20 protein-coding genes are annotated in these 25,377 nt (G+C 49.2%); 3 read left to right on the forward strand and 17 right to left on the reverse strand.

The genetic code is table 11. The annotated features are described in order from the left end of the window. Positions 1–57 precede the first annotated feature (57 nt). A complete protein-coding gene (locus FNY66_RS05615) occupies positions 58–2,610 on the reverse strand; it encodes a family 78 glycoside hydrolase catalytic domain (RefSeq protein WP_087150934.1) in 2,553 nt (850 codons plus the stop codon). 194 nt (positions 2,611–2,804) lie between these two features. Beyond that, positions 2,805–5,300 carry a glycoside hydrolase family 2 TIM barrel-domain containing protein gene (locus tag FNY66_RS05620; protein WP_150310532.1) on the reverse strand — a complete coding sequence of 832 codons (2,496 nt, stop codon included), beginning with the start codon at positions 5,298–5,300 and terminating at the stop codon, positions 2,805–2,807. Between the two features lie 321 nt (positions 5,301–5,621). Between FNY66_RS05620 and FNY66_RS05625 the strand changes: the two genes are divergently transcribed. The 3 genes from FNY66_RS05625 (at position 5,622) to hydG (ending at position 8,434) form a co-directional block, all read left to right on the forward strand. Continuing rightward, the gene (locus FNY66_RS05625) at positions 5,622–5,870 is read left to right on the forward strand and encodes a TM1266 family iron-only hydrogenase system putative regulator (RefSeq protein WP_087150932.1); all 249 of its coding nucleotides are present in this window, start codon (positions 5,622–5,624) and stop codon (positions 5,868–5,870) included. Further along, on the forward strand, positions 5,867–6,934 hold the full coding sequence (gene hydE, locus FNY66_RS05630) for a [FeFe] hydrogenase H-cluster radical SAM maturase HydE (RefSeq protein WP_150310533.1): 1,068 nt from the start codon (positions 5,867–5,869) through the stop codon (positions 6,932–6,934). Before FNY66_RS05625 ends, hydE begins: the two co-directional genes overlap by 4 nt. Before the next feature lie 78 nt (positions 6,935–7,012). Next, positions 7,013–8,434 (forward strand): [FeFe] hydrogenase H-cluster radical SAM maturase HydG, encoded by a 1,422-nt coding sequence (hydG, locus tag FNY66_RS05635; protein WP_087150930.1) that lies wholly within the window; start codon positions 7,013–7,015, stop codon positions 8,432–8,434. A 64-nt stretch (positions 8,435–8,498) separates the two neighbouring features. On the opposite strand, the gene FNY66_RS05640 is transcribed toward hydG, so the two are convergent. From FNY66_RS05640 to purE, 15 genes are all read right to left on the reverse strand, one after another. After that, a complete protein-coding gene (locus FNY66_RS05640) occupies positions 8,499–10,562 on the reverse strand; it encodes a transglutaminase-like domain-containing protein (protein WP_190324794.1) in 2,064 nt (687 codons plus the stop codon). A 38-nt stretch (positions 10,563–10,600) separates the two neighbouring features. After that, positions 10,601–11,656, reverse strand: a complete 1,056-nt coding sequence (locus tag FNY66_RS05645) for a DUF58 domain-containing protein (protein ID WP_150310535.1) — start codon at positions 11,654–11,656, stop codon at positions 10,601–10,603. A gap of 4 nt (positions 11,657–11,660) precedes the next feature. Continuing rightward, entirely contained in the window at positions 11,661–12,611 is a 951-nt protein-coding gene (locus tag FNY66_RS05650) for an AAA family ATPase (RefSeq protein WP_087150927.1), read from the reverse strand. Positions 12,612–12,624: 13 nt separating this feature from the next. Beyond that, positions 12,625–13,305, reverse strand: coding sequence for a TIGR00266 family protein (locus FNY66_RS05655; RefSeq protein ID WP_150310536.1), 681 nt, complete (start codon positions 13,303–13,305; stop codon positions 12,625–12,627). Positions 13,306–13,373: 68 nt separating this feature from the next. Next, positions 13,374–15,557 (reverse strand): sensor histidine kinase, encoded by a 2,184-nt coding sequence (locus tag FNY66_RS05660; RefSeq protein ID WP_150310537.1) that lies wholly within the window; start codon positions 15,555–15,557, stop codon positions 13,374–13,376. Next, positions 15,529–16,227 (reverse strand): response regulator transcription factor, encoded by a 699-nt coding sequence (locus FNY66_RS05665; RefSeq protein ID WP_087150923.1) that lies wholly within the window; start codon positions 16,225–16,227, stop codon positions 15,529–15,531. The genes FNY66_RS05660 and FNY66_RS05665 overlap by 29 nt, the downstream gene beginning before the upstream one ends. A 40-nt stretch (positions 16,228–16,267) precedes the next feature. Further along, on the reverse strand, positions 16,268–16,906 hold the full coding sequence (locus FNY66_RS05670) for a lysophospholipid acyltransferase family protein (protein WP_229409453.1): 639 nt from the start codon (positions 16,904–16,906) through the stop codon (positions 16,268–16,270). Continuing rightward, on the reverse strand, positions 16,857–18,152 hold the full coding sequence (locus FNY66_RS05675) for a glycosyltransferase (RefSeq protein ID WP_150310538.1): 1,296 nt from the start codon (positions 18,150–18,152) through the stop codon (positions 16,857–16,859). Before FNY66_RS05675 ends, FNY66_RS05670 begins: the two co-directional genes overlap by 50 nt. 14 nt (positions 18,153–18,166) lie before the next feature. Continuing rightward, positions 18,167–18,676 (reverse strand): DedA family protein, encoded by a 510-nt coding sequence (locus tag FNY66_RS05680; RefSeq protein WP_150310539.1) that lies wholly within the window; start codon positions 18,674–18,676, stop codon positions 18,167–18,169. 86 nt (positions 18,677–18,762) lie between these two features. Then, positions 18,763–19,404: a hypothetical protein gene (locus tag FNY66_RS15725; protein ID WP_150310540.1), complete on the reverse strand. Its 642-nt coding sequence runs from the start codon at positions 19,402–19,404 to the stop codon at positions 18,763–18,765. A gap of 286 nt (positions 19,405–19,690) precedes the next feature. Then, positions 19,691–20,980, reverse strand: a complete 1,290-nt coding sequence (gene ltrA, locus FNY66_RS05690) for a group II intron reverse transcriptase/maturase (RefSeq protein ID WP_150310541.1) — start codon at positions 20,978–20,980, stop codon at positions 19,691–19,693. 686 nt (positions 20,981–21,666) lie between these two features. Continuing rightward, positions 21,667–22,938: a phosphoribosylamine--glycine ligase gene (gene purD / locus FNY66_RS05700; RefSeq protein WP_087150919.1), complete on the reverse strand. Its 1,272-nt coding sequence runs from the start codon at positions 22,936–22,938 to the stop codon at positions 21,667–21,669. 76 nt (positions 22,939–23,014) lie between these two features. Continuing rightward, positions 23,015–23,674 carry a phosphoribosylglycinamide formyltransferase gene (purN, locus tag FNY66_RS05705; protein ID WP_087150918.1) on the reverse strand — a complete coding sequence of 220 codons (660 nt, stop codon included), beginning with the start codon at positions 23,672–23,674 and terminating at the stop codon, positions 23,015–23,017. Further along, the gene (gene purM, locus FNY66_RS05710) at positions 23,668–24,693 is read right to left on the reverse strand and encodes a phosphoribosylformylglycinamidine cyclo-ligase (protein ID WP_087150917.1); all 1,026 of its coding nucleotides are present in this window, start codon (positions 24,691–24,693) and stop codon (positions 23,668–23,670) included. The genes purN and purM overlap by 7 nt, the downstream gene beginning before the upstream one ends. A gap of 54 nt (positions 24,694–24,747) precedes the next feature. After that, on the reverse strand, positions 24,748–25,257 hold the full coding sequence (purE, locus tag FNY66_RS05715) for a 5-(carboxyamino)imidazole ribonucleotide mutase (RefSeq protein ID WP_150310569.1): 510 nt from the start codon (positions 25,255–25,257) through the stop codon (positions 24,748–24,750). Positions 25,258–25,377 lie beyond the last annotated feature (120 nt).

Genomic DNA, 25,377 nt, shown 5'->3' on the forward strand with positions numbered 1-25,377 from the left:
CTCCGGATCATCTGCCGCGCAAACTGTGCGGGCACTGCTTATCTTCCCGGACATCGTCTATGTGTACGGACAGCTCAGATGATAATTCCCGCTGCCGTACTCCGATGTACGCCCGTCCGGCATAGTGACTGCGCACTTTGTTCCCACAGGAACTTCTATGTCCAGGTAAAATGTTCCGTCCGCGATCTTCCAGTCTGATACGATCCTGCCGTACGGAGTGACTGTAGTTCCTCTTGCGTAAGTGATGCCGCCGCCCGCCAGAGGCCGGATCCGAAATGTCCTGTATCCCGGTTCTATCGCCTCGATTCCGGCCACCCTCTCATAGAGGAACGCCCCTACGGCGCCGGAAGCGTAGTGATTATAAGAGATCATCATGTCGGTTCCATCGTCGCTGATCGGGCATTCTCCGTTCTCGTCCAGCCCGTCCCAGCGCTCCCATATAGTAGTTGCTCCGGATTTTACCTCATAGAGCCATGACGGACACTTTGTATTTGTCAGCATTTTAAATGCCGTATCTTCCTGCCCGTTGTCTGCAAGCGCAAACAATATATAAGGCGTGCCCGGGAAACCGGTACCGATACAGTAATCCGATGCTTTCACCAGTTCTGCAAGGTTTTCCGCTGCTTTCTTCTGTACATTTTCCGGGAACATCTTAAACCACAGAGGCAGTACGTATGCGGTCTGGAATTCTTCTTTCATTTTTCCGTTTCCGTCTGTAAATACGGAGATATATGCATCCGCAACTCTTTCGGAGAGCTGATTAAAATATTTTGCGTCTTCCTTTTCTCCCAGGATATCTGCTGTCATTGCCGTAAGACGGCTCGTATTGTACAGGCTGGCTGTTGCTGTCCACTTGCTCCTCTTCTGCCACTGGGACATCTTCGGCACATCCGGGGCTACCCAGTCTCCGAAATGCAGCACAGAGGGAGTATTCCAGATATATCTGTGCCTGCCTATGCCGAATCCTGCCCAGAAACGGCAGGCCTTCACATATTTTTTCATGACAGGATACATGTCCCTTAAGACCTGTTCATCTCCTGCCGCCATGTACTGTGCCCATGGCACGAGCACACAGGCGTCGCCCCACCAGTCGATCGCCATGGACGGCATAGTCGCCGGGAAACCGTATCCCTGTGCCGGAACCGTATTGGGGATACCTCCGGTGGGCAGCTGTTCCGCCTTGACATCGATAAGCCACTTTTTGATAAAACGGCCGATATCGAAATTAAAACATGCCGTCGGAGCGAATACCGCGATATCTCCGGTCCATCCCATACGCTCGTCCCTCTGCGGACAGTCTGTAGGGATTTCCACAAAGTTTGATTTGCTGCTCCAGAGGATATTTCTCTGGAGGCGGTTGATCCTCTCATCCGAACAGATAAAATTCCCTATCTCCTTTATATCCGAATACAGGGTCAGAGCCGTGACCTCTATATCCTCCTGCCTGATCCCCTCTACACTGATATAGCGGAATCCCATATAGGTAAGCCGGGGGCTGTATTCCTGCTGTCCGTCCCTGCATGTATACGTGGCTGTCGCTTTAGCCGTGCGCAGGAATTCCACATTCAGGCTGCCGTCTTTGTTTAAGATCTCCGCATGCCTTACTTTAATGACCTGGCCCTTTCTTCCTCTTATCTTAAGCTTTATCACACCTGCAAAGTTCTGACCGAAGTCGTAGATCAAAGTCCCGTCGGAACGTTTATTGCAGGATACGGGCTTTATCTCCTCATGGGAGCGCACCGGGCTGCTGTAATCCGCCCTCAGGTCCGGGACGAATTTCAATCGTTCGGGAAGGGCCTGCCTCCATATGATTTTTTCTTCATCTACCGAAGCATCATAAGTTTCGCCGTCATAGATATCTGCCATCCGGTATGGTCCGTCCTCAGTCACTTCCCACGAGCTGTCAGTGCCGATCACCTCCTGCGTGCCGTCCTCATAAGTGATCCTCAATTCCGCCAGAAGTGCCTGCCGGTCGGCATCATGCCGGTTGATCCTCGTAAATACAAAGGAACCGACCGCCCATCCTCCGGCGACGACCGCTGTCAGTGTGTTATCTCCTGTGAGCATATCAGTGACATCATAGACCTGATACTGCATCTCATGTTTATATGAAGTAAAGCCGGGGGCAAAATACCTGTCTCCCACTTTTTTCCCGTCCACAGCCAGTTCATAAATCCCCAGCGCCGTTGCGTACAGCTTCGCCTCTCTCACTTTCTTTGTGCACTTGATCTTTTTCCGGAACATCATCGGTACCGGAGACACTTTCTTTTCCGTAAAGCTGTATGCTCCGTCCGAGATCCACTCTGCATTCCACGGCGTCCCCATCCTGCCGGTCTCAAAAGAGACTGCTGCCTGTGCTGTCTCTCCGGCATCGTCCTCCGCCGTAACATTTACCCGGTACACGGTAAACGGCTGCAGTGCATTTCCTCTGTACGGTATGAGGATCTGGGAATCCGTCTCTTCCGTCCATCCGTTTACTGTAATCTTTGCCTTTTTCAAATTCACATTCTGCCGGTCGCTCGTAAGCCGGAATGAGATCCCCGGATCCGGCTTATCCGTCACACACCCTTCCGACAGATGCTCTACTGTCAGACTGCTGATTTTCAGCATTACTTTTTCCTCCTCTTAGGCCCCTCACCCAAAACTCCTTTCACTGTCGCTATCATAGCACTTTACCTCTTCCGCAGATCAAAACGTCCGTGAATGGTCGTTCTTTTGACGTGTTTTGTCTTGTAGGCCCATCTATATATCTTTATGCGACTTTGCAAATGGCGCGGACTGAACTGTTACACTTTTTCAGTAAATCACTCAGAATCCGCTGCGCTGTATTCAATCTCAATTTCCGTCAGACCGGTCCGCTTCCCGTCAGTCACTTCCACAACAACAGGTCTCGCGCCCGTGCCTTCTGCAGCTCTCACGACCGCAAGCGCCTCGCCGAAATATGTGTCCGTCTTATCTTCACAGTATCCGATCTCATTGTACGGGCACCCGTTTCCCAGACCGAGAAGCTCTCCGTTCGTCACATTTACACGGAGGATCCCCCTCTCAAGCGGCTTGACTGTTCCTGCTTTATCAGTATACTGAAGCCGGATAAAGCACAGTCCGGCCGGCCGCACGTTCTTCCTCTCCGGCACAGCCCGCAGTACTGTCTCACTGCCCGCTGTTTCAAGAGCGCTTCTGGAAATCTCTCTGCCGCCGGCATCATAGGCTGCTGCCTCAAGCCTGCCCGGTCTGTACTCCACAGTAAATGTTGTGTCACACCGGTTCTTTAATTCCCTGCTGCCTATGAGTCTTCCATTCAGGAAGAGAGCGATCTTTGCAGCGCGGGCATATACTTCCACATACGCTTTCTTCCCTTCGCAGCCTGCCCAGGACCAGGACTCTACTGCATTGGTCATCTTCCATGCCGACGGAGAGTGCTTCTCATCTGTGTGGTTGACCGGACGCACTGCAATGACCGGTCTGTCTGTCAGTTCAAAAGCTGTCTTTGTATAGCCTGCCTCTGCGAGAGGCTTTCCGGTCAGATCGATCCTTCCGCTCCCCGCCGTGATCCAGCCCGGTCCGTGGGAAAAGTCCGGCGCATAGTCACTGTACTCCCAGGAACCGACTCCCACCTCTCCGAGATAATCTATTCCGGCCCAAACAAAGTCTCCGATGATCCTCGGATTCTTCTTTGCCATCTCCCAGAATTCATACGCGTCCGAGCAAAATGTCTCACTTCCGAGGATCAGCCTGTCCGGATACTTTTTCAGGTCGTGGCGGTATCGCTTGATGCCGTAGTTATATCCTGCAATGTCCATATTGGCAAAGGCGTCCCTCGTCTTCACGTCACATCCGTAAAATGTAGCTCCGGTCTTCATAAATCCGCTTCCGAGCATTCCCGCCAGATCATTAAAGAACTGGCTCCCGACCGCTTTTTTCTTCTTCTGGTTCGGACCGCCCGCCTTATTTTTCTCTGCTTTCTCTGCTTCTTTCTTCGCTTTCTTGTCACTGTACACTCCAAAGCCGATAGAACTTAAGAAATTGAAGAAAATATTGACGCCGCAGGTCACCGGACGGGTTCTGTCCAGATGGTGCAGGTATTCTGTCATCTTCTTCGTCAGGTGGATTCCTTTCGGCTGCGCAGTCTCAGACACTTCATTTCCGGTCGAATACATGACAACGCACGGGTGGTTATAGTCTTTGCGTACCATATCCTTGAGATCCTGCTTCCACCACTCCTCGAAATAACTGACATAATCATACTCGGTCTTGTGGATGTACCATACGTCTACAAATTCATCCATCACGAGCATTCCCAGACGGTCGCATGCCTCAAGCATCGCTTTGGAACACGGATTGTGGGCAGAACGGATGGCATTGTAGCCGTTCTCTTTCAGAAGCCGTACCTTACGTTCCTCAGCTTCCGGATAACAGCAGGCGCCCAGCACACCGTTGTCGTGGTGGATACATGCGCCTCTTAAGATCACCCTTTTCCCGTTGATGGAGAAACCTTTCTCCGTGTCCCAGCCGACGATGCGAAGACCGAACGTGATCTCTTCCGTGTCATGATCCCGGTCTGAGCTCACCGTCTCCACGGGGAGCTGATACTCCGGGGAAAACTCCGCCCTGAGCCGGTAAAGATCAGGCGTGTCCGGACTCCAGAGCCGAGCGTCCGGGATCTCCGCCTGAATGACAGCCGCCCCGTCCGTATACTCACTTATCGTGACCACAGCAGGCTCTGCCTTCCCGTCCTCCGCCAAAGGCATGATCTGTATGTTCAGTTCTCCCGCGCAGGTAGTTCGGATCTCCACCTCGATCATTGCAGGATCTGTGCTGAGGGTGCGGATCCGGATGCCGTTCGTCAGGATATGTCCCGCCGGCGCCGTATACATCCACACCGGGCGGTAGATCCCGGCGCCGGAATACCACCTGCTGTTGGGCTGGTCCGCATTGCGGGCGATCACGCGTATCTGATTCTTCTCCCCGTATTTCAGATATCCTGCCGCATCGACATAGAAGTCGGAATATCCGTACGGCCGGAATGCCGCCTTTTTCCCGTTCAGATATACCTCTGCATTATGATATATTCCTTCAAATTCAAAACTGACATACTGCCCTTCATACTCTTTCGGGACATCAAATTCCTTCTCATAAATATAATCAAATCCCTCAAACCATCCTGTGTTGATGCCGCCCGCGCTGTCCTCAGTACGTTGCTCGGATATCATGGCATCGTGCGGAAGCCTTATTTCCTTTCCGGCTCCTTCTTCCCGGGCCCGTCTGTACGTCCATCCTCTGTTAAAATCCAGCTTTCTCATAGCTCCCCGTGTGCTCCTTTCTTCTTCATCAGTATGCCACTGTCATACCCCTGATTCACTGATGCTATCATAGCATCTTTTCTACTGTAAAAATAACAGATAACGTAAACCGTCAATGTTATACCGTAAACCGCGTCATGCTTGTATAATAGTTTTCCTCATGATATACTTGAGGAGACATACGTTCTGACTGCAAAGGCTGTAATATATATGACCTGAGCAAAAAGGCGCGCATACCGGAAGCTGTACAGAGGGCTTATCCCTCTCTGCTTTTGATACTCAGGCGCCGTACGGCGCTGTTTTTATTTTCAGGAGGTTTATATGGAGACAAGAATCGCCCTCATCGGCATCATCCTCGAGTCAAGAGAGTCTGTCGATGAACTGAACCATCTGCTGAGCGAATACGGAGAATATGTGATCGGCAGGATGGGGATTCCCTACAGGGAGAAAGGCATCCATGTCATCAGTGTGGCGATGGATGCGCCGAACAATATCATAAGTGCCCTCTCAGGCAAACTGGGGATGCTGCCCGGAGTGAGCACAAAGACGATCTACGGGAAAAACATATGACGCCGAATGACAGAGAAGCAAAAGTAAAAGCGCTCATCGATAAGCTCTGCCTGACACGGGAACTGAAACGTGACGAATGGGTCACGCTCATCCGGGAGCGTACCCACGGCACCGCCGAATATCTGTTTGAGCTGGCCCGGGCTGTCCGTATCCGCTATTACGGTCACGATATCTATATCCGCGGACTGATCGAGTTCACCAACTACTGCAGAAACGACTGCTACTACTGCGGCATCCGCAAAAGCAACGGAAACGCACAGCGATACCGCCTCTCAAAAGAGGAGGTCCTCTCCTGCTGTGAGCACGGGTATGAACTCGGATTCCGCACCTTCGTGCTCCAGGGCGGCGAAGACGGATATTTTACCGATGACCGCCTCTGCGATATCGTTTCTTCAATACGCACCGGTTTCCCCGACTGTGCGATCACCCTCTCGGTGGGCGAGCGCTCCCCTGAGAGTTACCAGAGACTTTATGATGCCGGCGCTGACCGGTATCTGCTCCGCCACGAGACATATGACTGCGGGCATTACGGCAGACTGCATCCGCCGCAGCTCTCCGCCTCACATCGCCGCAAGTGCCTGTGGAATCTTAAGAAGACCGGCTACCAGGTGGGCACCGGGTTCATGGTAGGATCCCCATATCAGACACCGGAAAATCTTGCGGACGATATGATGTTTCTTGCAAGACTGAATCCCCAGATGGTCGGAATCGGCCCTTTTGTCCCGCACCATGACACCCCGTTTGCCGATGCGCCCGGCGGAACTGCAGAGCTGACGGTCTTCATGCTCGGACTGATCCGGCTCCTGCTGCCCCGCGTGCTGCTCCCGGCCACCACTGCACTCGGGACCATTGATCCTGATGGAAGGGAAAAAGGCATACTTGCCGGAGCAAATGTAGTCATGCCGAATCTATCCCCCGCACAGGTCAGGAAAAAGTATCTTCTGTATGACAATAAGATCTGTACCGGAGACGAGGCGGCTGAAAGCCTGAACAATTTGAAAGAACGAATGGAAAAAATCGGATATCACATCACTGTGGACCGGGGCGATTCACTGAATATATAAAACAGTTCAGCCATCTGATGTCAGCGGGCGGAACTGCTGCAGACAAAATTTAATTTACTGAAATAGGAGGAATGTATAATGTATGACGTAAATTCAAAATGTGCAGATGATTTTATCAATCACGAGGAAATCCTTGAGACACTTGCTTATGCCGATGAAAACAAAGAAAATATCGAACTCATCGACTCGATCATCGAGAAGGCAAAGAAGAGAAAAGGGCTCACTCACAGGGAAGCATCCGTACTGCTCGCCTGTCCTATTGAGGAAAAGAATCAGGAAATCTATAAGCTGGCAGAACAGATCAAGAAAGATTTCTACGGAAACAGAATCGTGATGTTTGCTCCCCTGTACCTGTCCAATTACTGCATCAACGGGTGCACCTACTGCCCGTATCATGCAAAGAACAAACACATCCCGAGAAAACAGCTTTCCCAGGAAGATATCAGAAGAGAGGTCATCGCACTCCAGGATATGGGGCACAAGCGTCTCGCCCTGGAAGCCGGTGAAGATCCGGTAAGAAATACGATGGACTATTATCTGAAATCCATCGAGACTATCTACAGCATCAAACACAAAAACGGCGCCATCCGCCGCGTGAATATCAATATTGCGGCAACGACTGTCGATAACTACCGCCTCCTCAAAGAAGCAGGGATCGGTACTTATATCCTTTTCCAGGAGACCTACCACAAGGAAAGCTATCTCGAACTGCACCCGACGGGTCCAAAGCACGACTACAACTATCACACAGAGGCAATGGACCGCGCCATGGAGGGCGGTATCGATGATGTAGGACTGGGAGTCCTCTTCGGCCTGGACAAATACCGCTACGAATTCGCAGGACTCCTGATGCATGCGGAACATCTGGAAGCAGCATTCGGCGTGGGACCGCACACGATCAGCGTACCGCGACTGAAACACGCGGATGACATTAATCCCGAGGACTTTGACAACGGCATCGATGATGATACATTTGCCAAAATCGTCGCCTGCATCCGCATCGCCGTTCCTTATACGGGCATGATCATCTCCACGCGCGAAAACCAGAAGACCAGAGAGCGCGTCCTGCATCTGGGAATCTCCCAGATCAGCGGCGGCTCCAGAACAAGCGTGGGCGGCTACTGCGAGCCGGAACCGGAGGATGAGAAATCCGAGCAGTTCGACGTCAGCGACAACCGCACACTGGATGAAGTCGTACGCTGGCTCATGGAGATGGATTACATCCCGAGCTTCTGCACTGCATGTTACCGCGAAGGACGTACCGGAGACAGATTCATGTCACTGTGCAAGAGCGGACAGATCCAGAACTGCTGCCATCCCAATGCACTTATGACACTCAAAGAATACCTGATGGATTACGCATCTCCGGAGACAAAGGCAATCGGAGATAAACTGATCGACAGAGAAGTCCTCAACGTGCCGAATGAAAAGGCGCGCGCTGTCGTACTGGAAAATTTAAGACTCATTGAACAGGATAACAGAAGAGATTTTCGCTTCTGATTAACCGAATACGGTAAAGGGGACGTAGTAAAACGCGGTTTTACTACGTCCCCTTTACCGTTTTTTATAAACAGTATACATACCGGAACCGCCATCTCTGTCCCCGGCTCATACGTCCGAGAGCTGCTTTCCGGAAATGTATATACAATGTTCTCATTTTCACCCAGTCGTTTTTCTCATGATCCAGATGGTAAAACATGCTTTCCATTGCCCGATTGTACATCCATTCCCATTCTTTTTCTTCAAGTTCGGGATATTCTGTATACAGTTGCTCCGCCATATCCTCAGCCAGAGGTTCTTTGATCTCCACCCCCTGAAACTTTGCCGTTTTTAAAACAGCCGCATACATCTCTCTGATTCCCTCACCGTCTTTTTTCTTCCGGAACCGCTGCTCGCGCCGCGCGCTCCTGAGTGCGGCCTGCCCGAAGAAAAGTGCGGCGCACAGAAAGACTGTCAGGCATACCGGGAGCAGGACGGGCAGGATTTCATACACTACTTTTTCTCTGATCGTCTCTTCATATTCAGAACTTGCTGCCGGAGGCGCTCCGGATGTATCTGCCGGTGCAGGAGGTGTATGCTCCATATCCAGCCATTCCCTTGTCTGCTCATCATACACCTGGCACCATGCATGTCCCATATTTCCCGTGATCTGAGCCACATACCCTCCTGTTTCGTCTTCATGGAAAGCAGAAGCAGGTATGGCATACCCTTCCGCATATCTCGCAGTATATCCACAGTAACGATATATCAGTGTAGCCGCTGTAGCGAAATGGACACAGAACCCTTTATGATTCTCAAACAAAAAATACTCCACAAAGTCCTCGCCCGCCGGCGTCGCTCCGGGGGCTGTATCATACACGGCACGACTTGTCAGTTCCCGGCTGATTCCCTGCCGCACCTCCTCAAAAGAACCGTCTGCCCAGCTTCCGCACAATGCCGCCAGTGTTTCTTCAAGTTCCGCCGGATACTCCCTGCATTCCTCATCCGACGGCCGGGTATCTGTCATGTTCCAGGAATTATCAGAATAGACACCCCCCAGATTTTCTGCAACGTATACTGTACTTTCCGGCCTCCTGTCCATTCTTATTTCAGGCATTTCAGCCGTGGAAGGTTCAAAACGGGCAATACTTCCCAGATTAACTGTATCGCTCTCCGCATGATAAGACGGACTGTCGAATACGCTCCCTGCTGTGATATCCTCCTGTATCGCCTCCTCTGCAGCTATATCATCCTGCCGGAACTCGTCCTGAATGTTTTCATCCTGCTGCATCCCCTCCAAAGTCTCGTCATCTGCCAAATCCGTATTTTCTTCTTCCGCTGCTTCTTCCGTCCGGTCTTCCCCTGTCACAGCTGTCATCAGATCCTCTATTCCTCCGACTACTTCCGATGTAATCGTTCCTCGCATCCGGAAATAGAAGCTGTCCTCCGCTTCCCTTCCCGCATCCAGACCTTTTCCTGCCTGAAAGGACAGAATAGCCAGCACTGAACACATTGCCATCGTCAGCAGGGCATGTCTCCACATGAACAGCCCTCTGCCTGTCCTTCCTGCCCCGGAAACCGAAGAAGCATAGTATGCAGCCGCTCCCATGATCAGCAGCCAGGACGGCAGCACGGTCTGAAACCATCCCGCGCAGGCCGCAGTGATGAAAGGTGCACAGATCACAAGCCCTGCCGCTGCCTTTCCTCTCCCTGTCCGCTGTACACACAGCAGCAATTCCAGGACAGGCACACTGATCAGTACCGACGCATAGCTGTAGGCTGCCTGCCCTGCAGGCTGTGCCGAAAACAGTGTCTCATAATTCTGCCCGATCCACTCATAGAGGTTAATAGCCAGATCTCTGCCATACCAGAGAAGAATTGCTGCAACAGCCAGCCCTGCCCCCACTGCCCTCGCACCGAATCTCCGGTTAACTGTACCCAGCAGGAGAACTGCAGCCACAGTCCCACCATACAGCCATCCAGTGTGAAGCGGCAGCCGGAATACCGACAGAAATGCATTCCACCACGCAATCATAAGAAAACACATGGCTGCTGCCTGAAGGAGAAAAATTGAAAGACTTCCCCTGTTTCTTTTCCTCTCCTCCGGCCCCGCCCGATATATTTTTATACCTGAACTCCTGTTTCTCATTTTCGCCGCTCTCCGTTTCTCTTTGCGCATTGACACTGTCATAATCTCAGGAACTCAAAGCCTTCCCCATTATTTTTCATGTTTCCGTATCTGTCTATAGTAACAACACTGGAAAATTCCTGACCCCGAAATGCGTCATCGTAACACACCTGTGCTTTTTCTGCATCCCGGTACGGCTGTATCTCCATAAGATTCCATATCATATCGCACGCACTCTCCTCGTCAGAGATACGCCATCTGACCAGTCTCTCGTTTTTTTCTTCATACCATGCCGCCATATGGATACATTTTTCGGAAACCAGAGTAATCGTAAGAGAAGCAACCGTCTCCAGCATCTTTGAAAATCCTGCTACCGACCGATCTCCTGACCGGTAATCAATGTAGATCAGTACTACACACCCCAGAGGGAAGCTCCGTTCTTTTACCATAAGCTGCTCTTCTCTTGCACTTAATTTCCAATGAATGTCCTTCAGAGAGTCCTTCTCTCGATATTCTCTGACCTGATAGATCTCCGACGGATCATCTCCCCGTCTCTCCTGGGAAAACTCCTGCGCGTCCGCCTGAAACTCTCTCGTCCTGCGCGTGATTTCCAGAGGCATAAGTTCAAATTGGGGCATCACTTTGATTCCGGCAGTTTTCTTCCACCTTACTTTTCTGTAAAATATACCGAGGAAATCATATATTCTTATGCTGTCAAGACAAATTTCCATAACGCCGCAATACTCTGTGTCAAATGTTAGCCAGACCGTTTCCTCTCCTTTTGGAATGAGTACGCCACGGAAGCGCTTTTTCCCGCATTTTCTGCCGCTGCTGTTTCTGACCGCCACCTGAAACTCATAGCGCAGACTCAGCCTGCCTGATTTGTTTTTTACAGATATTCCAGCCTTGATTTTCTTCCCCTTTTCCCCCAGCGGCGGAACTCTCTCAAGATCAGGGACAACTTTTTTCCCCGCTGCTATGAGATATACGCCGGAGGCTGCCGGATAAACGGCACAAAACACCAGTATACCGGACAGTACCGGAGCATCATACATAAAAAACAGGTACGCGGTGACAAGCAGCACCGCCAGATATCCTGCTGTTCTTCTGACCATTTCACTACCGCCTTGTCTTTAATGCCGGCTTTTCCGTACTTTCAAGAATCTGCCGGACTACTTCTTCAACTTTCACATGCCCTACCTTAGCTTTCATATTCAGAATGATCCTGTGGGCTGCAACACATGGAAATACTTCTTCTACATCAGACGGGACTACATACTCGCGTCCTTTCAGACAGGCACAGGCTTTCGCCATCGCAGTCAGCGCAACTGTCCCTCTCGGACTTAAGCCTAATTCTGTCCATGTGTTTTCCCTGGATGCTCTGGCCAGCTCTGCAATGTACCGGCAGATTCTGTCATGCATATAAATTTCTCTCGCTTCGCGTATCATTTCCTGCAAAGCCGCCGCGTCAAGAACCGGATAGATTCCTGCAGTCCGGTCCTCATCCTGACTCCTGCGCAGGATCTCCATCTCTTCCTCCACAGTAGGATATCCCATACTGACACAGATCATAAAACGATCAAGCTGGGACTCCGGCAGAAGCTGGGTGCCTGCTGATCCCGCAGGATTCTCGGTGGCGATCACGATAAATGGCTCCCCTGTCCGGCGGGTCACTCCATCTACCGTAACCTGCCGCTCCTCCATTACTTCCAGCAGGGCAGACTGGGTCTTCGGAGACGTTCTGTTGATCTCGTCAGCCAGCAGAAGATTGCACATGACCGCTCCCGGCTGATATACAAATTGTCCCGTTTCCTTCTGATAAACGGTAAACCCCGTCAAATCCGACGGGAGCACATCCGGAGTAAACTGCACACGCCGGGCCTCGAGTCCCATAGCCTTTGAGAATGCAAGCGCCATTGTTGTCTTACCTGTCCCCGGAATATCCTCTATCAATATATGTCCTCCTGCAAGAATCGCTGTCATGATCTTTGTAAGTATGTCCCGCTTTCCCACGACTGCTTTTTCTACTTCATTTATCACAAGCTGCGCAGTGTGTAACCTGTCTGCCATATTGACCTCCCCCTTATTTGCTCGGCGGCAGGAATTTAAGTATCTGCTCTGCAACGCCTGACAGCGGCATTGTCTGAAGCCATACCCGCCCCGGCCCGGTAATCACTGTATTGAATATTCCCTCACCGCCAAAGACCATATTTTTCAGACCCGGAACACTTTTAATTTCCATACTGCAGGTAACATCCATCGCCGCAAGATATCCTGTATCGACTACAATCTGCTGGCCGGGCTGAAGATTATATTCCACTACATGACCGTCGAATTCAAGAAACGCCATGCCATGACCGGAAAGCCTCTGCATAATGAATCCTTCACCGCCAAAGAATCCGGCACCCAGCTTCTTCTGGAAAAACACGGACAGTTCCACGCTCTCCTCTGCCGCAAGAAATCCCGTCTTCTGAACGATAACCTCATTTCCCGGCCTGATCTCCCACGGTCTGATCTGTCCGGGGAAACTGGATGCAAACGCGATCATTCCATTGCCTCCCATCGCTGTGTATCTGTTCTGAAAGATTGCCTCTCCGGCAAACATTCTGCCAAGAGCCTTCCCGATCCCGCCGTTGGACGTCGTCTCCATCTTCATATTCGGCGACATCCAGCTCATGGAGCCGCGCTCGGTTATCATAGATTCCCCGCTTTCCAGATAACAGATTACCACTGGGAGTTCATTGCCTCTAACTTCATACTTCATATTTTTTCTCCTTTTTTCACTCCATTTATTCGTTACTGACATAATATCATAAAATCCCGTCGGAGTAACTACTCCGGCGGGATTTCCAGTTTGGGCAGTGTGATATCTGCTTTAAATAGATCTGCCTCCGTAGAAATTTTCAGTGTACCGTGCTGCAGTTCCACAAAACTCTTGGCGATCGCCAGACCAAGACCGGAACCTTCGGTATTTCTCGAAGTATCTCCTCGTACGAAACGATCAGTGATCTCCTCGGTGTCGAAGTTCAGCTCTGTTGCCGAGACATTCTTCATAGAAATATGCACGTCATTCTCCTGCTCCGTCATCTCGATGTAGACTCGCGTATGGGGCATCGCATATTTTGTAATATTCACGATGAGATTCTCAAAGATCCGGTATGTCTTCTGGCTGTCCAGCCACATGACAAGCTTGTGCTCCGGCAGTTTCCATCGAATTTCAAGATTAGCGCCTTTTATCTTACTGTCATTTTCAAGCCCCACCTGCTTGAGAAGATCCACAATATCCACTTTCATAAAATGCATTGTGACACTCTTGCTTGCCGCCTTGCTGATTTCGAAAAGGTCTTCAATGAGGACTTTCAGACGCAGCGACTTGCGCTCCAGCACATCGATGTATTCTTTTCGTTTTTCTTCGTCCTTTTCATTTTTCAGAAGGTCCGTATATGTGATGATCGCCGTCAGAGGCGTCCGCAGGTCATGAGAAACATTTGTAACCAGTTCAGTCTTCATTCGCTCATTTTTTACTTCTTCATCTACTGCTTTCTTAAAGCCTTTCTGAATCTTCTTCAGCTCCTCCTGGATCGGGTTGAACACTCCGATATCCCCCTCGATCGGTACGTCCAGATGGCCTTCCGCAAGCTGGTTTGTTGACTTTAAGAGCAGCTTATACTTTTCCTGCAGATCCTTTACATACTTTCTGAGGAAGAAGAACAGGAGCACTGAATATATGATAAGTGCAAGTGTTCCGTAATACCAGAAGAAACATACGATCGCCAGAATGATATAGTTGATGATCACGATCTTAAGGATCGTCCGGTTCGTCTTCTCCCGGAAATCAATATGCTGCAGTGCGTCATACTGTTTCGCAAGAAAACCCTTGATTCTTTTTATCAGACCGCCTGCCTTTCTCACCATCTCCTCATCGCTCTCTGTTCCCTGACCGCGATAGTGCCGGATCAGCTTCATCGTCAATGTCCTCTCACGCCAGTATGCTCCCTTCATGCGGAACATAGCACGCAGAGATGTCACGCTCCAGAATATCAGGCCAAAGATAAAGAACCACATAACAAAATTCAATGCCGTTGCAAGGATTTCCATTCCGTGCCCCATACCTGGAAGCAGCGTCCCCTCTATCGTCAGATCCACAATCCGTACCGGAAGTTCATCCAGATAAACCATATATATAAAGAGCCATACTAGTATCGGCACTTCAAAGGGAACATCAAATATCTTCATATCACTGATATCCAGTTTTCTTCTGACCGGAAGAAGCAGCGCCACAAGGAACACGACAAAGCACAGAGTCCGGAGTGTCTCTCCATAATATGATGTATCCGCCACACTATTAAGCTGTACCTCATACTCTCCATATTCCAGGGAATAGGCTTCAGTAAATTCCTCCAGATTTTCCTGATCCATTCCATAAATCACAGAAATACTCTCCGGAACCGCAATACTTGAAATTTCCTCATTGTATTCCACTTCCTGGGCGGATGACAGATACGTGGATTCCAGATTATATTCTTCCTCGGGACTCATTGCAGTTCCATCAATCTGAACAGAAGAAAGTTCCCCGCTATCAGAAAAAGTATAATGAGCCCGGAATGCATAACCGGAAGCAGCCTCACCATTTGAATCCAGCCGCTCAACTGTTTCTTCATCTATATTGTCAAGAAGCTGTTGCCCTTCTTCATCAAACACACCGTAATCCAAATATTTTTTCGTCAAATCGAAATCTCTCTGTCCATATTCATCCAGCACTTCAGCCGGATCAGTCTCCCCGGAATACTCATTATAAAGAAGGAAATTGCCTTCTGCCAGATCATAGCTGATAGATAAGAGCGCATTCTCATATAATGCCGACTGCGTGTTCTCCTCAGTAGTCTCGGTATTTGCACTGTCTATAGCGTACTTCATATTGCCGTACTGCGACATCATGATCATGGAACAGATACTTAAAAATATAACGACTACGATAATCCCTGTCTTACGGCTGTTTTTCGATTTTGTATCCAACTCCCCACACCACCTTTAAATATTTAGGATTCTTCGGATCAAGTTCGATCTTTTCTCTTATGTTTCTTACATGCACCATGATCGTATCCGTATTGATCGCCTTTTCCTGCCATACCCGCTCGTAGATCTCCTCGGAGGAGAATACTCTCCCCGGATTCTTCGCCAGCAGGAGCAGGATTTTATACTCGATGGGTGTCAGTTTGACCGGCTTTCCGTCCATCGTCACTTCCACTGCATCCTCATTGATCTCCAGTCCGCCGATCACATGCACATTTTCCTGCGGCGCCAGTTTCTCCAGAAACTTACGGTAGCGCCTGAGCTGTGAATTTACCCTCGCCATCAGTTCCATCGGGGTGAACGGCTTCGTCACATAATCATCCGCTCCGATATTCAATCCCGTGATCTTATCCACTTCCTCGGACTTTGCCGACAGCATGATCACCGGAAAGTCATGCTTTTCTCTCAGTTTCATCGTCATTCGGATACCGTCCATCCTGGGCATCATGATATCTACAATGGCCAGGTGAATATCCTCTTTATCAATGATCTCAAGCCCTTCAATGCCGTCTGCAGCCTGAAACACTTTATATCCCTGACTCTGCAGATATATCTGGACGCCCTCGCGGATCTCCTTGTCATCCTCTACGATCAATATGTTATTTGTCTCCATGATGTCTCCTCTTCTCCCTTTGTTTTTTCAAATTATCTTTTTAATATGCCGAAAAGATTCCTGCCGCCGCAGCCGCTTCTGTCTTCCCCGCCGCTGTCGGAAGTTCCGGTATCCGGTTTTTCATTACCACTCCGTAATTCTTTACCTCTACCGTCACTGTAGTATACGGCAGCGGTATTACATATTTATCCCAGCGGTGTTTCAGCCTGATGCAGGAAGAATACGCAAGACAGATACCGACAAAATCTTCTTCTGCATGCTCTGACAGGTAAAATGCCAGCTTTTTAGGCTCGTGTCTCGGCCCCAGCGGTCCGTCCAGCGCCACGGCAATAGAGTGTGTCTTCTCATAGGAATCCTGAATGATCTTTTTCAGCGCTGCAAAGGCTTTATATCCGTCCGGCACACGCAGCGCATTTCCGCCGCATCTTTTCACCATGTTCTCTATATAGTTTCCGCGTGTATCCGCAGTCACGATCACATCTACAGGCGTTGTCTTATGCGCCAGTTTCTCCAGGACAAGATTCATAAAGAAGCTGTCTTCATGCCAGAACCCGAATATCTGGCTGTCCCCGTACCGGTTCTCCTCACTCCACCGGATCGTAACAGTCCGCTCGATCCATCTCAGATAATTAACGAAGAGCCATTGCAGAGCGTTCTCTCCGACCTTCTTCAGTCTCATAAAGTCTGTCTCCTTTCCTGAACCCACATTGATTGTAGAGCATCTCCTCGTAGATGGCAAGTCTTGAGGAGCGGTAATTACCGGCAGATATAAAAGCCGCACTCTTCATCCTCTCAAGATTTTCTTCCTGCAGCGTCTCGATGACTTTTTCCGCCCACTCGTCTTCCCGCTCAGCAGTCAGAAATCCGTTTTCTCCATTCCTGATGATGTCATCCGATCCCACCGCATGCACCGCCACGACCGGTGTTCCCGCCGCAAGCGCCTCCGCGAGCACAATCCCCTGAGTCTCCGACTTTGATGCAAATAAAAACAGATCCGCTGCATTCAGATAGTCTTTCACCTGATCATTGGGAATGTTTCCGGCAAAAGTCACCTTATCCCGAATCCCGAGGATAGATGCTCTCACCTTCAGCTCTGCCTTCTGGCTTCCATCTCCTATAATAAGTACGTGGAAATCATCTCCCATCTTTCTCTCAAGCTCTGCGATCCCCCGCAGGAGAAAACCGTAATTTTTTTCTTTTTCCAGTCTGGATACTGTGACAAGGAGATGACGTTTTCCTCTGCTGCATGTTTCTCTGATCTCCTGCGCCCGCCTGGCATTTTTTCTGAAGAATGATTCATCAAGTCCGGTCGGGAATACTGCGACCGGCGTATTTACTCCATATCCTTTTATCATCTGCTGCATCCCCTCGGACGGCGCGAGCACAAGATCACACCGGTTGCAAAACCATCTCATATAAGCCGGAATGACTTTCTTCTGTATCCACTCTACTGCTTTTCTTTTTACAACAGTGCTTTCCTCTCTGGTCCTGAAGCACGGGATGTAATGCAGATAGTCTTCATATCTCGTATGGTATGTATAGATGACCGGTATGCCGTACTTTCTTCCCAGCCACAGCGCCCATGGCCCGACAAACATCGGGTGGTGCACATGTATGTAGTCAAATCGCTCTCTTTCAAATACATCAAATATTTCCGCCGGATAAATTCCCGGATAGACCATCCCGTTATCCATCTTTTTCTTCTGGGAGTGATAGCGGATGACGCGCTCCGGCGATCTCTCATCTTCTGCCTGTATCTCCTTTTGAAGTCTTTCATTCTGTTCTTTTTCGTCGCTTTCGTACATCGGCGCAAATACTGTCACCTGATGCCCCAGCTTTACAAGCTCCTGTGCCTGCCGCTCCACTGAGATTGGGACTCCTCCCACAAACGGCCGGTAATTATTCGTCAGCATTGCGATCTTCATGTCCTGCCCCTCCTCTATGTAAAAAAATTGATTGCCGCATCTCCGAAGAAATATCCTGCTCCGACAAATGTCAGGTTCCAGAGGAATATTCCGCAGACGGAGCTCACTGTATATTTTGCAAAATCCATCTTTACCATGCCTGCCGGAATCGAGATGAGCGTGCGCACCATCGGAAGCAGTTTACTCACGAATACGCCGATACATCCCTTCTCTCTCAGATAACTCATCTTCTCCTCAATGACAGGCTTATGCTTCGGAAATTTCTTAAAATAGAATCCGAGCACCTTGTTGCCGCCGAATCTTCCAAGCAGATAGAGAGCCCAGCTTCCTGTAAGCCCTGCCGCCACTGTAAGCACCATGACAACCGGAAAACTTATCGCTCCCCGATCCGCCCAGATCCCTGCCAACGGCATGATAACACCTGCAGGGAATCCCGGAAGATTCAGATATTCCAAAAGTACGATCAGGTAAATGAAAAAAGCACCGTATTGGAGAAAATAACGGGTAAGTTCCTGAATAGTCATAAAGAATACAGCCCCCTTTCATGATTACAGGATAAGCTGTAAATCTAAAGGGAGCTGATATAAGATTCCAAAGAATTTCTTAAGATTCAGGGCAGTTCGCAGCCACCCCATTCTACAACTGCGAAGCCGCTGCGCTCCGGCGCCGCGAGCGTCTGTTCCAGTATCTCCTGCTCATTTTCCACAGGCTTATATGCCATGAAGACGCGGATCACGGTGTCCGGCTCCGGCTGTATGGAAAGGCGGGCATGGTCCGTATATGCTTCGCTCTGGAAAGAAATGAGATTGTACTCATTCTGTTCCATTCTGGGCAGCCAGTATACAATGAATTCATTTGCTTCCCTGCGTGTGAGACCAAGCTTCTCAAGGGCGTCTTCAAGGAACTCTGCCGTATCCTCTCCTGCCACGCAGAAGCCCTCGGAGAAATCGTACTCCTGCTCCGTCTCTCCTTCCCAGTAAAGGTAATTATACTCCTGCCCGTTCTCATCTGTGATCCGGCCATCCGGCGCAGCAGTCACATTCCAGCCATCATCATACTCAGGATAAGTACAGGTCAGTTTCCCGTCATAATCCAGCCGGACAGATACCTCTTTCTCTTGTTCGGGGTACAGATAGATGACCGGTTTTTCATTTGACATGCTGGATTCCATTTCCCCAGAAAGCTGCACTATAAAAATAAGCACAACAAAAATACCGATCGCCGCCAGGGCAGCATACACTATTTTCTTCATAACAACATCGCCCTCCTCCCTTCAAAACATATCATCTCTTATTATTTAAATTATACCATACCCCATGGTCATATCCACATATATTCATGCTCGTAGAGAAAAACTTCGTAAGATGTAACAGGGCTGATACACGTTCCGTAGATGGGGCAAGACTGATGATGGCGACTGTGAAAGGGGATTAGGGTAGAGTAGGTTAGAGGGCTTTGGCCCTCTTTCCCCTCATCAAACCGTGCATGAGGTTCTCCCTCACACGGCTTTCCGACATTCTTCTTTCTACAGCATTACGTCATGCTCTAGCCATTTTCTTTAATCCTTTTTCGTAAATGCTATTTCTAACAGATCCCACCTTTGACATATGGTTACGCCTTTGGTGTTTCTTGTTATACCATCTTGTAAAAGTACAGATAATGTACCAGTCGAGCGTCTGCATCCACCTTTCGTTTGTCTTGGTAGAATAGTAATTCTTCCACCCTGTGATTTTCGGGTTCAGATTCTTTATTAAATCTTCCTCTTTTGCTACCAGCAGACTTCGGCTGTTTATATTCCTTTTGATTTCTGCTTTCATTTTCTTCATGGCTTTTCTGCTTGGATACTGATATGTTTCCTTATACAGTTGTCCTTTGCTTGTTTCCGTTGTCATTCTTCTGTGATGCATTCCGAGAAAATCAAATCCCTCTTTTCCATCCCACATGCTGACAATCTTCGTCTTCTTTGGATGCAGCTTTAAGTCCAGTTTTGCCATGATGTAACGCAATAAGTTCAGTGCATGGTTTGCACTTTTCTTATTTTTGCAAATGATTACTGTATCGTCTGCGTACCTCACAAGAATACCGTGGGTGAGTCCATACTTTTCCCACAATCTGTCCAGTGTGTTCAGGTAGATATTTGCCAGTACCGGAGATATAACTGATCCCTGACTTGTGCCCAGTTCAGAGATTGTCAGTATATTCCCGTATAATACTCCTGATTTCAGCCATTGCCTTATCAGCTTTTGTATTCTCCGGTCTGATATTCTCTGTTCTACTAACACCATCAGCTTGTCCTGGTTTACATTGTCAAAGAATTTCTCAATATCTGCATCTACTACATAGTAGCCTTTGTTGTTACATGCTTTTCTGACTTTTTCAAGCGCCTGCTTAGCACTTCTTTTGGGTCTAAAGCCATAGGAGCAGTCTCTAAAATCTGCTTCAAAAACTGGCTCTATAGCTATCTTTGCAGCCATCTGCACGATTCTGTCTTTGACCGTTGGTATTCCAAGGGGTCTTTTACTTCCGTCTGGCTTTGGTATCATCACCCGCTTTACTGGGGACGGTTTGTATCTGCCGTCCGCCAGTTCTGCTTTTATATCTGTCAGATATTTCTCAATTCCTATCGCTTCAATATCCTCAATTCCGATACCATCCACTCCACTGGAACCCTTATTAGCTTTTACCCGTTTCCATGCCTCGAAAAGTACATCATCCCGGTATACTTTATCGTATAGTGCATGAAATCTTCGGCTAGCACATTTCTTGGCTGTTAGATATAGTTTGTTTTGAAGTTGTCGAACTTTTTCCTTGGAGTTATTAGTCTGCATGACATTCTCTCACTCTTACCCTCTCTACAAACATGAATGAAGTAAGGAACCTTCCCATAGACTGCGTTTTCTTGCACAGCCATTATCGGTACTATGTTCCTCTCCGACTCCCTCCCATCAGAAATACGATTTCGCCAAGCTTATACGCTTTCTCTTTACCCTTCGGTGATGGGTAGGGTCTCTCCAGTTCCGAACCACACTTTTCATACATACCGCTTCCTCTATACCGAGAGATTCTTCCGTGCTGCTTTCCAGTTTCTTCACACGTTCCATGGTTTTCGCCCATATTCGCAGGACTCAACTTCTCTTTGCTCTCTTTCGAGACCTTTTTAACGATACGGCAGAATTCACTTTATGTTACGGTCTGCATGATTGCTCGCTCCTCTTATCGAGGCTACTTTATCCACTCGCTTAGTACCCTGCATTACTGCAACGCACCGAGTTTAGCTACACAGCTCACTGGCGATTACTGTGACCGGACTTGCACCGGCTAGTGTGGTCCAGCTTTGCTGGACACACCAAAATTAAAAGCAGGGAAATGGTGTTAAGTGGAAAAACGAGACTGTCTGAGCTTTGCGAGTTGCTCGTTTTTCCACTTGTTTTTAACCATTTTCCTGCTTTGTTAGTTTGCCTTATTCCCTGTAACCGGAGCCAGAATCAGCCTTGACTCCATCGCCGGATGTGAATCACGCCTCATCAATCGCTTTACCGATATCATGTCTCATATATTTATTTTCGAACTCTACCCACTCTGTCGCGGCATAGGCGTTCTTTCTTGCTTCTTTAAGGTCTTTTCCTTTTGCCGTCACGCCGAGGACACGGCCACCGTTGGTCACGATCTGTCCGTTGTCGAATTTTGTTCCGGCGTGGAAGCAATAATAGCCTTCATGCTTTTTAAACTCATCCAGACCTTTGATCGGGAAACCTTTGTCATATTTCACCGGATATCCGTCGGATGCGAGCACTACACAGACAGCAGCATTGTCCTCAAACTGCAGATCGATCTGATCCAGTGTGCCGTCGATGCACGCCTCTACCACATCGATGATATCGTTTTTCATGCGGGGCAGTACTACCTGGGCCTCCGGATCTCCGAAACGCGCGTTGTACTCCAGCACTTTCGGCCCGTCCGCTGTCAGCATCAGTCCGAAGAAGATAACACCCTTAAACGGACGTCCTTCTGCAGCCATAGCATCAACTGTCGGCTGATAAATATATTTCTCACAGAATTCTTCTACTTCTTTTGTATAGAACGGGCTCGGAGAAAATGTTCCCATACCGCCTGTGTTCAGTCCCGTATCTCCGTCGCCGGCACGCTTGTGATCCTGAGCGCTTGTCATCGTCTTGATCGTCTTACCGTCTACAAAGGAAAGGACAGATACCTCACGTCCGGTCATGAACTCCTCGATGACCATCTCATTTCCTGCTGTGCCGAATTTCTTGTCCAGCATGATCGTTTTCACGCCCTCTTTAGCCTCTTCGAGATTCTGACATATGAGTACGCCTTTGCCGAGTGCAAGTCCGTCAGCCTTCAGAACGATCGGGAACTTTGCCTTCTCCAGATACTCCAGAGCCTTATCGGAATCTGTAAAGTTCTCATATGCTGCTGTCGGAATATTATACTTTTTCATCAGATCTTTTGAAAATGCCTTCGATCCTTCGAGGATAGCTGCATTTTTTCTCGGTCCGAATGTGCGGATTCCCGCATCTTCCATAACGTCCACAAGACCGCCTACCAGCGGATCATCCATTCCCACAATACACAGGTCGATTTCATTTTCCTTAGCAAATGCCGCCAGTTTGTCAAACTCCATGGCGCCGATATCCACACATTCAGCATATTCTGCGATTCCTGCATTTCCCGGCGCACAATAGATTTTGTCCGCTTTCGGGCTCTTCGCCACGCTCGCCGCGATAGCATGTTCTCTTCCGCCGCTTCCCACGATCAGTATTTTCATCTGTAAACCTCCTCACTCGGTTCTGCCCTTATAATGCTCTGAATTAAACTGCCTGCCGTCTCCGGGCTGCAGCCCGTTACGGCATGATCATTGTTTTATGATCGTCAACCCTCACCTTTCCGTTTGCGATCAGATCGATTGCCCTGGGCAGGATCTTCCACTCTGCCTGTTCCATCACCCTGCGCTGAAGGATCTCGGGTGTATCCCCCTGCTGAACTTCCACCGCCTTCTGCAGGATAATCGGCCCTGTGTCGGTTCCTTCATCCACAAAATGCACCGTAGCGCCAACTACTTTTACGCCGCGCTCCAGCGCTGCTTCATGAACTTTCAGTCCGTAGTATCCTTTTCCGCAGAAAGACGGGATAAGAGACGGATGGATATTAATCATTCGGTTCTCATATTTTTCGATCATCTCCGGCGGGATAACTACAAGGAAGCCTGCCAGCACGACAAGATCCGGTTCATAACCATCCACAGTTTCCAGCAGTTTGACATTAAAATCGCCCCGGGTCTCAAAATCTTTCGGTGACACGCACCGGGATGATATCCCGTTCTCTTCTGCACGTTTTAAAGCATATGCATTTTTATTATTGCTGATCACTCCGACAATCTGCGTGTTTGTGATCGTACCGTCTTTTACGCCGTCGATGATCGCCTGTAGATTTGTTCCGCCGCCTGACACCATCACGACAACGCGCAGCGGCTCTCTCACCGCTGCACCTGTGCTCTCTAGCATAATTCTACTCCTTTATCTCCTGCCTCGATGCGTCCTACTATATACGGCGCATCACCCGCAGCGCGGATCGCTTCCATGGCGCGGTCTACATCCGCTTCATCCACGGCTACGATCATACCGAGTCCCATATTGAAAGTATTGTACATCATCTGCTCTTCGATATCTCCGTCTACTGAGAGCATCTTGAAGATCGGCGGGATTGGATAGCTGTCTTTTTTGATCACTGCCCTTGTGCCTTCTTTTAACATGCGCGGTACGTTTTCATAAAATCCGCCGCCTGTGATATGGCTGCAAGCCTTGACTGTCACGCCTGCATCCTTAATGCTCTTAAGAGCTTTTACGTAAATCCGGGTCGGAACAAGAAGCGCCTCTCCCAGTGTGCATCCGAGACTGTCGTAATATGTATCCAGAGCCTCGCGCTTCATATTAAATACCTGTCTCACAAGAGAATATCCGTTACTGTGGATACCTGTTGACGCCATTCCGATGAGCACATCCCCAGCCTTTAAATTCTCTCCGGTGATCATATCTTTTTTATCACAGACACCTACTGCAAAGCCGGCGAGATCGTACTCGTCAGCAGCCATAAGGCCAGGATGCTCCGCTGTCTCTCCGCCGATCAGAGCTGCGCCTGCCTGCAGGCAGCCTTCTGCCACACCTTTGACAATATCTGCGATCTTCTCCGGCTCATTCTTCCCACATGCAATATAATCCAGGAAGAAGAGCGGCTCTCCTCCTGCGCACGCAATATCATTAACGCACATCGCAACCGCATCGATCCCGATCGTATCATGCTTTTCCATGATCATTGCCAGTTTCACTTTAGTGCCGCATCCGTCTGTACCGGACAGAAGGACCGGCTCCTCCATCTCCTTAATCTTAGCAAGGGAAAACGCTCCGGAAAATCCGCCGAGCCCGCCGAGCACTTCCGGACGCATCGTCTTTTTCACATGCTCTTTCATCAGTTCCACCGATCTGTAACCGGCCTCGATATCAACGCCTGCTTTCTTATAATCCATTCTCTGTTCTCCTGTTAATTATTCTTGATTTTTCGAAATTTTCGTTTGGCTGAACTAATTATTTAAATACGCTTCATATCCGATCTCGTGCAGCTTGTCTGCCTTCGCCTGAACGCCTGCTTTCATCTCTTCAGAATAATCTTTTAATTTCTCAAGGATCGCCGGATCCGACACAGCAAGGATCTTAGCCGCAAGGATCGCCGCATTCATGCCTCCGTCAATTGCAACTGTCGCTACCGGGATTCCCGGCGGCATCTGTACGATCGAATAAAGTGCATCCATGCCGTCCAGATTCTTACCGGACATCGGTACGCCGATCACCGGCATCGGGAAGAGTGCTGCGCACATTCCCGGAAGATGTGCTGCCATACCTGCTCCCGCAATGATCACCTTCACACCTCTGTCCTCTGCCCCTTTTGCCCAGTCAAAAAATTTATCCGGCATCCTGTGTGCGGAAATGATCGTCATCTCATAGTCAATTCCCAGTTTTTCAAGCATTGATGCAGCCTTGCTCATCACCTTCAGGTCTGAATCGCTGCCCATTACGATTGCTACTTTTGGCATCATAACTCCTCCTTATAAATGAACTTTTCTAACAGTTCAGCCATCTGATATCAGGCGACGGATTTATGCTTGCATAAAGATCCGGCGCCTGATAATCAGATGAGCTGAGCGCCCGTCAAT

The organism is Mediterraneibacter catenae (assembly GCF_008691045.1).
Classification (GTDB): Bacteria; Bacillota; Clostridia; order Lachnospirales; family Lachnospiraceae; genus Mediterraneibacter; species Mediterraneibacter ornithocaccae.